This window comes from Parabacteroides gordonii MS-1 = DSM 23371, from assembly GCF_000969825.1.
In the GTDB taxonomy this organism is placed as follows: domain Bacteria; phylum Bacteroidota; class Bacteroidia; order Bacteroidales; family Tannerellaceae; genus Parabacteroides; species Parabacteroides gordonii.
Window position 1 is genome coordinate 2822488 of sequence record NZ_KQ033919.1, and the last position, 10256, is coordinate 2832743.

Annotated in this window: 6 protein-coding genes; 5 read left to right on the forward strand and 1 reads right to left on the reverse strand. The window is 40.6% G+C overall.

Annotated features, from left to right (window positions below; translation table 11 throughout):
• The first annotated feature begins 12 nt into the window (after positions 1–12).
• The 4 genes from HMPREF1536_RS10670 (at position 13) to HMPREF1536_RS10685 (ending at position 5987) form a co-directional block, all read left to right on the forward strand.
• Positions 13–1398: a RagB/SusD family nutrient uptake outer membrane protein gene (locus HMPREF1536_RS10670; RefSeq protein ID WP_028730365.1), complete on the forward strand. Its 1386-nt coding sequence runs from the start codon at positions 13–15 to the stop codon at positions 1396–1398.
• A 73-nt stretch (positions 1399–1471) separates the two neighbouring features.
• On the forward strand, positions 1472–3310 hold the full coding sequence (locus tag HMPREF1536_RS10675) for an alpha-amylase family glycosyl hydrolase (protein ID WP_028730366.1): 1839 nt from the start codon (positions 1472–1474) through the stop codon (positions 3308–3310).
• A gap of 11 nt (positions 3311–3321) precedes the next feature.
• Complete coding sequence (locus HMPREF1536_RS10680; protein ID WP_028730367.1) at positions 3322–5001, forward strand: carboxylesterase/lipase family protein; 1680 nt, start codon at positions 3322–3324, stop codon at positions 4999–5001.
• Between the two features lie 17 nt (positions 5002–5018).
• Positions 5019–5987 carry a sugar phosphate isomerase/epimerase family protein gene (locus HMPREF1536_RS10685; RefSeq protein ID WP_028730368.1) on the forward strand — a complete coding sequence of 323 codons (969 nt, stop codon included), beginning with the start codon at positions 5019–5021 and terminating at the stop codon, positions 5985–5987.
• 64 nt (positions 5988–6051) lie between these two features.
• Here the strand turns inward: HMPREF1536_RS10685 and HMPREF1536_RS10690 are convergent, their stop codons facing one another.
• Positions 6052–8106: an alpha-L-fucosidase gene (locus tag HMPREF1536_RS10690; RefSeq protein ID WP_028730369.1), complete on the reverse strand. Its 2055-nt coding sequence runs from the start codon at positions 8104–8106 to the stop codon at positions 6052–6054.
• 289 nt (positions 8107–8395) lie between these two features.
• On the opposite strand from HMPREF1536_RS10690, the gene HMPREF1536_RS10695 reads away from it, so the two are divergent.
• Positions 8396–9763 (forward strand): Gfo/Idh/MocA family protein, encoded by a 1368-nt coding sequence (locus tag HMPREF1536_RS10695; RefSeq protein ID WP_044193633.1) that lies wholly within the window; start codon positions 8396–8398, stop codon positions 9761–9763.
• Positions 9764–10256 lie beyond the last annotated feature (493 nt).

Consider the following 10256-nt stretch of genomic DNA (forward strand, 5'->3'; position numbering starts at 1 on the left):
ATTGAAGATATTATGAAAACAAAATATATTGCAATAATAATGTTAGGCGCTCAATTAGCCTATACTTCATGTGATGATATGGGATTTTTGCAAATCAAACCGGATAGTCTGGAATTGACGGATGATCGCATAAAGACAGTCGAAGATTTAGATAAATTGTTGTTAGGAGCTTATAATGAAATTCGGTCTTCAGGTTTTTATGGTGGACGTACATTACGTGGATTTGATGTGATTGCCGATGATGGTGTTGCAGATGTTGCAACATTTGAATGGGTCCAGATGAGTGCTCATACGATGAACTTAGTAAATGCCGTTGGACGTGATACTTGGACAGCTACATATAAAGCAATTAATATGGTGAATCAAGTTGCATTTAGTGATTTGGGAGAAAGCATATTATCTGAAAATCCACAAAAGGAGGTTCAGTTTAAGGCGGAAGCTTCTTTTATTCGCGCGTTTGGGTATTTTCATTTAGTTCGTGCCTTTGGGCTTCCTTATGCTCAAGAAACAAAGGATGTGCCCGAGATGGGAGTCCCTCTGCGTTTACGTGGAGTGATGGATAGGGTATCTGCGTTTGAAATAGTTCAACGTTCAAGTGTAAAAGAAGTCTATTCGCAAATTATTTCGGATTTAGAATATGCAATAGCCCATCTTTCCGAAACAGAAAATCCAGCTTCAGGAAGAGCTACTGCTGACGGTGCTAAAGCTTTACTGGCAAAAGTCTATTTTTATAAACATGACTTTGCAAATGCCGCAAAATGTGCAGAAGAATTAATTAATACTCAAAAATATGATTTAGATGAAGATTTGTCTGCTAAATATGCAAGAGCAGAGAAGAAGACGATTACAAAAGAAACTATTATGATGATTCCTTCTGTATCTTTAATCGAAGATTCATGGGGAGGATTAAGGGACTATCGTACTAATGGGTTGGCATTGCCTACAAGTAGACCTTCTAATGCCCTGATAGCAGCTTATGATCATAACAACGACCGTCGTTTTCAGACTTTCTATAAAAATATTGATGGCTTATGGTACACTGTTAAATTCGATTATGAACATATGGACGGGATAATTATGGGTTATAATGAGTTACTTCTGATATATGCAGAATCATTGGCTGAATCTGACAGTAATATGGATTTAGCATTGAATGCACTCCAAAAAATAGAGAAAAGGGCTTATGGAAAAGTGATGACTGTAAATCGTGATAAAGCAACTATTATCAAAACGGTGCAAAAAGAACGTCGTTTGGAAATAGCATTGCAAGGAGAAAGATTGTTTGAGTTAAAACGCTTGAAACAACCTATTCGTGGAGAAGCATGGGATTCTCATAAAGTTATGTTCCAAATTCCGGATGTTGAGCAAAATGGAAATCCAGATGTTAATATGAATTGATGTAAGAACTATGTTTATTGAGGGCGAGTATTCCTCGCTCTTTTTATCAGTTACTCTTAAATCCAGATTAGTTATGTATAGAAAAATAATGGTATTTGTTTTTTACTTTTTGTTTATAATTGGAGATATTGCTGCTCAAAATATAAATAAAATAGAGCCTCTGTTTTGGTGGACAGGAATGAAAAATCCGGAACTTCAATTGATGGTATATGGGGATCATATTTCTGAATATCATCCGATTATAAGTGATCCTCATGTCTGTTTGAAAAACTATGTAACGGTTGAAAGTCCCAATTATCAGATTTTATATCTTGATTTATCTAAAGCTCAACCTGGCTTTTTTGATATAACTTTTGTAAAAGGGAAAAAGAAAATTGTGTATTCCTATGAATTAAAAGAACGTAAAGCAAACACTTCTGATATTCAGGGATATGATTCTTCAGATGTATTGTACTTGATTATGCCGGATCGTTTCGCCAATGGTGATCCTTCCAATGACCATGTCCCTATGTCTGCTGAATATGTAGTGGATCGCAGTAAGCCGGGAGCAAGGCATGGAGGTGACTTGAAAGGAATAGAAGACCATCTTGATTATTTTGTGGATTTAGGTGTGACTGCTATTTGGCTAAATCCTGTTTTGGAGAATGATGCAAAGGGCGGATCTTATCATGGTTATTTCTCGACAGATATGTATCATGTAGATAGGCGTTTGGGAACAAATGAGGATTATTTGCGTTTGATTGACAAAGCGCATAAAAAAGGTTTACGAGTGGTAATGGATATGATTTTTAATCATATAGGTGGAAATCATCCATGGGTTTTGGATGTTCCTTCTAAAGATTGGTTCAATGAGAGTCCATCTAAAAGAGGGAATCATGCTAAAGCTATATTTTATGATACTTATGCATCTACATATGATTCTGATGTGATGAAATATGCTGGTTTTGGATTTGATGTTAATCAAGCTAATCCGCATATCGCTAAATACCTTATCCAAAATTCAATTTGGTGGATAGAATATGCCCGGATTGATGCGATAAGGCAAGATACTTATCCTTATGCAGATTTTGATATGATGCGGGAATGGAATATTCAGGTAATGAATGAATATCCTCAATTTAATATTGTAGGAGAAATTTGGACGAATTATACGATTGGTACGGCTTGGTGGCAAAAGGACTGTAAGTTGAATTTCGGGAAAAGCACAGAACTAAAATCAGTTATGGATTTTACTTTAATGGATATTGCCAGTGGTATATTTAATGATAAATCAGCATCTGAAGGACAATTAAATAAAATCTATGATCATTTGTGCTATGATTTTGTTTATCCGGATATTAAAAATGTCTTGCGTTTTTTGGATAATCATGATACGGATCGTTTCCTGCGGTCTGAACCTACGGATTTAGATGGATATAAACAGGGTGCAGCGTTTTTATTGACAATTCCGGGTACTCCTCAATTATATTACGGACATGAGTGGTTAATGTATGGAACAAAGAATCGTCCGGGTGGAGATGGAAATATTCGATTGGATGTTCCAGGTGGATGGGCCGATGATTCTCAAAACTGGTTTATTCGTGAAGGACGTTCCTCTTTACAAAATGAGGCATGGGACTACTTGCAGACGCTATTAAAATGGAGAAAAGGTAATAAGATTATTTCAGAAGGTAAAATGAAACATTTCATGCCTCAATCTGGTGTTTATGTCTATGAACGTTATTTGGACAATAGAAGTGTTATGGTTTTTATCAATGGCTCAAATAAAGAGGTGGAATTACCACTTGCTCGTTATGCCGAATCATTGAGAGGAAGAACAAAAGGAAAGGATGTTTTAACGAAGCGAGTGATCACTTTCACAGAAAATCTTGAATTAACCCCCAAAGAGGTTTTGGTTATTGATATGAATTAAGAATGATTATTATGAAAATAAACAGAAGACAATTTGTAAGAAATTTGGGGATGGGTACAGCTACATTGAGTATAGGAAGTTTGATGTGTTCTGCTTCATGTGTTTCATCCGGAAACTCCCATAATGAAAGTGGAAAGGTAAATAACGATGATCAGATCCTTTTTATAGGTGATGATATCGCTATAGCCCAGACGGAATATGGGAAAATACAGGGTTATTTATTGAATAATGTATATACTTTTCTCGGGATTCCTTATGGGGCGGATACTTCTGGTAAAAATCGTTTTATGCCACCTCAGAAGCCTGAATCATGGGAAGGAGTTAGACCCGCTGTTTTTTATGGAAATACGGCTCCTCAGCGAATGGAGAATCGCTGGCCTAATAATTATGGGACTTTTGCTGATCATTGGAATTATTGGGATGTAAGTGAAGATTGTCTTTACTTAAATGTATGGACTCCGGGGATAGCGGATGGGAGAAAACGTCCGGTCTTAGTTTGGCTACATGGGGGAGGTTTTACAAATGGTAGTGGTATTGAGCAGGATGGATATCATGGCGAGAATATCAGTCGGGAAGGGAATGTGGTGTTTTGCTCTATTAATCATCGGTTAGGACCAATTGGTTTTTCCGATCTTTCAGCTGTGGGAGGTGATAAGTTTGAGGATTCCGGTAATGTAGGAATGTTGGATATCATTGCTGCTTTAGAATGGGTTCATAATAATATATCTAATTTTGGAGGAGATCCGAAAAATGTAACGATAATGGGACAATCCGGCGGAGGGTCCAAAGTATGTACTGTGGCTGCTATGCCTGCTGCAAAAGGGTTGATCCATAGGGCTGTTGCATTAAGCGGATCAACAATAGGAGCTTCAGATCAGGCGATGACCCGGAAAGTTGGCGAGTATATATTGAAAGAGGCTGGGTTAACCCCTTCTCAAATTGATAAACTCCAGGAAATACCCTGGAGGGATTATCTGGATATTGCCGATAGGGCTTGTAAAAAGTGCAGGGAGGATCAAAATATCAATATGAGAAGGACTTTTGGTCCTGTTGCCGATGATAGGAATATTCCTGTTGGAGTCTTTTATTCGGGGGAGAGTCCTTTGGATTCTCCGGTTGTACCTATGATTTTTTGTACGACTTTCTATGAGTGGAATCCCAATAGAGCGGATGCCGTTTTAGAAATGATTACTCAAGAAGAGGTTGTAGAAAAGATTAGAACTCAATATGGAGATAAGGCAGAATCGATAGTGAGAGCTTTTGCTGAGAATTTCCCGGATAAAACTCCGATGGAGTTGTGGGCTATGATATCTTCTTCCCGTCAGCAGGTGGTAAAGACTGCCAATGCAAAATTGAAACAAGGTCAGCCTGTATATGTGGCATGGTTTGGTTGGTGTCCCCCTTTATTTAATAATCGTATGCGTGCATTTCATTGCCTGGATATTTGTTTTTGGTTTAAAAATACAGATCGGATGTTTACACATACAGGAGGAGGCAAAATTCCTCGTGTATTATCCGATAAAATGTCAGGAGCTCTATTAAACTTTATGCGGACAGGCGATCCGAATGGTGGTGAATTATCTGTTTGGCCGGAATATTCAGAGGAAAATGGAGAAGTTATGATACTGAATAATGTGTGTGAGGTTCGGAATGATCCGGATCGTGAGGCTCGGAAATCATTAGAAGTTTAATATTAATGCATAAAAATATGCTTGGGAAAAAGATTTCAAGACGTGATATGCTCCTAACTACCGGATCTGCTTTCTTGGGGAGTGCATTCGCTGAATGGACTTCCTGTATTCCTGGAAAAAAGAATTCGATGAATGCCTCTTCAGATAAACGACCGTTCCGTGTAAGTCTAAATGTTTCGACGATATCAGGATATAAATTATCAGTACAGCAACAAATCGCTTTATGTGCTGAGGCTGGCTTTGAAGGAATTGAATTGTGGACTCGGGATGTACAAGCTTTTGTGGATCAAGGAGGATCATATGAGGAATTGAGTAAACAGTTGAAAGAGTCAGGACTTTTATTGGAAAATATGATTGGCTTTGCAGCCTGGTTTGCAGATGATCCTCTGAAGCGTGAAGAAGGATTGAAGCAGATGAGGCATGATATGGAAATGACCTCGAGGCTTGGTGGTAAATTTATCGCAGCTCCTGTACAAGGCATTACTCATTTTGATCGGTCACAATTATTCGAATATGCAGAACGTTATAAAGCAATATTGAAATTGGGCAATGCGATTGGTGTAACTCCTATCTTGGAGCTTTGGGGAGCAGGTGTGTTAAATCAATTGTCAGATACTATTGCTATTGCTATAGCCACGGGGCATCCTCAGGCATCGGTCTTATTGGATTTTTACCATCTGTATAGAGGTGGAAATAGTTTTGATAGCCTACATCTGGTAAATGGGAAAGCTCTTCCTGTATTACATATTAACGATTATCCAGATTTGCCTCCTCGGGAAAAGTTAAAAGATTCGGATCGGGTATTTCCTGGTGATGGTATATGCCCTTTTAAGAAGATAATCCCTTTATTGTATGATTCCGGATTTCAGGGTGCTTTATCGGTAGAATTATTTAATAAAGGATATTGGGAGAGTATGGATGTGAAGGAAGTTTTGAAAATGAGTTATGAAAAAACGATAGGGGTAATAAATGACTCATTGGTGTGAAATTGTGTAAAAATTAGATGGGGCTATCTTTTTAAGGTAGTCCCATCTAATGTTGATTTTTTAATTATTTCGTAATCACTGAAAACTCCCCAATTCCCGCCTGTGGCTGGTTATCGACAATGCGTGTTGCCACGAAGCGTATCTTATCCCCTTTTACGGCCGGGAAACGTATTTCCTGCTCTATCGGATTATGTTTGATGTTGGAGAATTCGCCTTCTGCTACTTTCTTGTTGTTTACAAACAATTGATAGTTTGAGATATGTCCACCTGCATCACGTCCTTGGTTCGGTACATACCGGAAGCCGGCAATCGGCATTTCGGCAGACAGTTGTACTTCAATTTCCTGTTTTCCTTTCGGCAGATAGAAAGTAGTATATCCGTTTCCATCGAACATAACCGTTGTTTTCTCATCTTTCGGGTAAACAACCGTATAACCGGAAGCCGGAATATCTAACTCCTTAGCCGATACAGGGCTGCTCTTATCGAAGGTGCGGTCGTATGAAATAGCTTTGATCGTTCCTTTTTGATCGAAGGCAAAAGGCTCCGTATAACGAGGGGAGTCTTTTGTGGGTTCTGATCCGTCTGTTGTGTAGTGGAGTTCGGAACCTTTGTCTTCTACCCGGATGGTAACCATATTTTTCAGGTCGCGCCGGATAGCCGGTTCTGTCAGCAACGCAGGAGCGAGGAAGGCTTCTACATTATTGATACATAACGGGCCGCGTGCGTCTTCAAAGTTGATACGTATCTTATCGGCTTTTACCGTTTGGAAACGGACGATACGTTTATAGCCGACGGTGGTAGTCGAGTCGGCAGCTTCAACCGGTGTCCATTGTCCGTCTTTTTCTGTTTCGATGGTGAAAGCTTTCACACGTTGGCCTAACGGAATGTATTCCTGTATCATCAGGCGGTTTACATCCGTCGGCTTCTTAAATGTAAATGTAAGTGTTCCGCTTGTAACGCCGTCTTCTGTAGCCCAATAGGAATCCCAGTCGCCGTCATTAACCTTGCCGGCTTTGAACTGGCCGCCGCGGGAGTTGCTGGCTTCTACGGAAACTCCTTTCAAGAGATTTGTTTTCAGGTCATTCTGAATCGTCTGGTACCATTCGACTGCACGGATAGAGTCGGTCGGACTTATTTGTCCGTTCAGGGCAACGGGGAAGTTCAATAGGAAGTTGGCATTATGGCCTACACTGCGGTAATACAGGTCGACCAGGTGGGATAATGATTTTACCTGATGATCTTCGCGTGCATGATAAAACCAACCCGGACGGATGGATACGTCGCACTCGCCACCCAGCCATTGGTCGCCGTCTTCCAGTCCCCATTGGCTTTGACGGTAGTGGATACCCTCTTTTTTGGTGAACATGCTCCATTGTGTATCTCCGGCCCAGCCTTCTTCATTGCCGATCCAACGGATAGTCGGCTCGGTTCCACCGAAGATCATCACGGAAGGATTATATTTTCTGATCGTATCGACAGCTGCTTCATATTTATAATAAGTGGTAGGATCGATGGAGCGGCTTTCGTTCGCTCCGCCATACCAGCCGTTTCCCCCGTTCGCACCATCGAACCAATATTCAAATAAAGGGCCGTAGTTGCAAACCAGTTCATGCAGTTGGGCATGGAACTTCTCCACATAGCCGGGTTGTCCGTAATTGGCACTGTTGCGATCCCACGGTGATAAATAAATACCGAATTTCAGTCCGTGTTTGTGGCAGGCGTCCGACAGCTCTTTTACCATATCTCCTTTACCGTCTTCCCAAGGAGAGTTTTTGACGCTGTATTCTGTTGTTGCGGTAGGCCACAGGCAGAAACCGTCGTGGTGTTTGGCGGTGAGGATCACTCCTTTTAGCCCGGCAGCCTGGATCGTGCGTACCCATTGGTCGCAATTCAGGTTGGTAGGATTGAAAGTGGAGGCAGGAGTATCTCCATATCCCCATTCGAGATCATTGAACGTGTTCAAACCAAAGTGAACGAAAGCATAGGTTTCCATTTTATGCCATTCTACTTGTTCCGGAGTCGGGATAGGATAAACAGGATCCGGTGCTTTTGCTTCTTCGCAGGAGAATAGAGTAGTAAGCCCCAATCCGAGGAGGAGAAGATAATTTGAGCTTTTCATCATACTATAAATGTTATTGTTTAGGCTTCAAAGGTACGAAAAATATGCTTTGGAAGATGATACATCTTTTGTTTAGACTTTTTTAGTTATTGTATTACTGAATGTTGGCACTCAGGCTGTATACTTGCCGTATTTTCTACAATATCTGTTATCTTATTGTATAGAATACATATAAGTTCTGTATATACGTCTAGTAATGTGGGGTATAAAACCTGATTTATACTTGTCTCTTTGCTTTTGAATTCATATATTTGGGCGTCAGATAACTATACTATTTATTTTAAATACCATGAAAAGAAGAGATTTCTTAACAAACACAGCTTTGCTGGGGGCCGGAATACCGCTGGGTATGTCGTCGGCTGTAATGACCTCGTGTACACAACAACAAGATGCAGATACTACTGCGAAAAATTATTCTCCGGAAGAATTGGGAATGTTTTCTTTCGTAGAAGTCGCTCCCGACGGAAAACCTTTGAAAGCAGCTTTAGTTGGTTGTGGCGACCGTGGAACCGGAGCAGCTACCCAGTTTCTCAAATCCGGGCCGAATGTATCTATCATTGCTTTGGCCGATCTGTTTCCCGACAGGATGGCTACTTGCCGGAAAGTATTAAAAGATGAATTCCAGAATGAAGTACCTGATGCCAATTGTTTCCTCGGCTTTGATGCCTATCAGAAGGTGTTGGCATTGAACGATATCGATGTAGTTCTGCTTTGTACTCCGACGCATTTCCGTCCGGAACAGTTTAAAGCAGCTGTTGAGGCAGGCAAACATATCTTTATGGAGAAACCTTGTGCGGTTGATCCGACGGGCATCCGTACTGTGATTGCGGCAGCTAAAGTGGCTACTTCCAAGGGGCTAACGGTCGTTACCGGTAACCAACGCCGTCACCGTAAAGATTACTGGGAAGCCTATGTACAGGTGAAGAACGGTTTGATCGGCGATATCGTATCTAGTTCAGCTCATTGGGATCAGGGTGCCTGGTGGAACAAACGTAAACGCCCAGAATGGAGCGATATGGAATATTGTATCCGCAACTGGTTTAACATTAAATGGTTAAGTGGTGACCATCTGCTGGATCAGGCTATTCATAATATTGATGTGGTGACTTGGTTTATGGAAGACCGTCCTGTTCGTGCAGTCGGTTTCGGAGGCCGTGCGCAACGTCTTACCGGTGATATCTACGATTTTTTTAGCGTAGATTATTACTATAACAATAATAAACGCATGTTGGCAACCGCCCGTCAGATCGATGGTTGCGACGGAAATGTTTCCGAACAAGTCTATGGAACCAAAGGTGTTGCCCAGTTGAATGACCGCGGGGAAATAAAAATCCTCGATTATAATGGAAATACCCTTTGGGAATATGATTATAAGAATAAACCAGTGAAGAATCCTTATGATCAGGAACATGTTCATCTGGTGGAGTCAATACGTTTGGATAAAAAAATCAATCAGGCAGAGGCATTGGCCTATTCTACTCAGGTTGCTATTCTCGGACGTGAAGCTGCTTATACCGGAAAACCTATTTCCTGGGATGAGATTATGGCATCTACTCTTCGCTATGGCCCGGAGAAATATGAAATGGGAGCATTACCTGACTATAAAGAAGGAGAAGCGCCGAAGCCTGGTAAAGCTCCGGATGCTCCTGTGATGTAATCTAGAGCGTTTGCATGTCTATACAATATAGCCTTAAAAGTGTTTCATTATAGAGAAACAGTTGTTTCACCCAGAAGAAACACTTGTTTCATATAGGTGAAACACTTTTAAGGCCGTACTGTTGTAAAGGTCACTAGCGGATCGTTTCGTGTTTTACTGCCGAAAAGATTTTTTCTTCTCTTTTATGCGTACATTATAATACAGTGCCTGCCGTGAAAAAATAAATAAAAAATAATTGGTGAAAAGTTTGGAGTATATGTAGTAATCGACTACATTTGCACCCGCATTCGAGAGAGAACGGCGCATGATACATGATGAAAGAGGTAACCTGAGGAGAGGGGATGAGGTTAGCGATGCTAAGCAACAATCCAACCGCCACAGCGACTGAAAAAAAACTTTTCAAATTTTCTTCTGAAAAATTTGGTAGTTAAAAAAAAGTCCTTACCTTTGCAGCCGCAATCGAAAAGAAAGCGAAAGTTCTTTGAAAGATTTA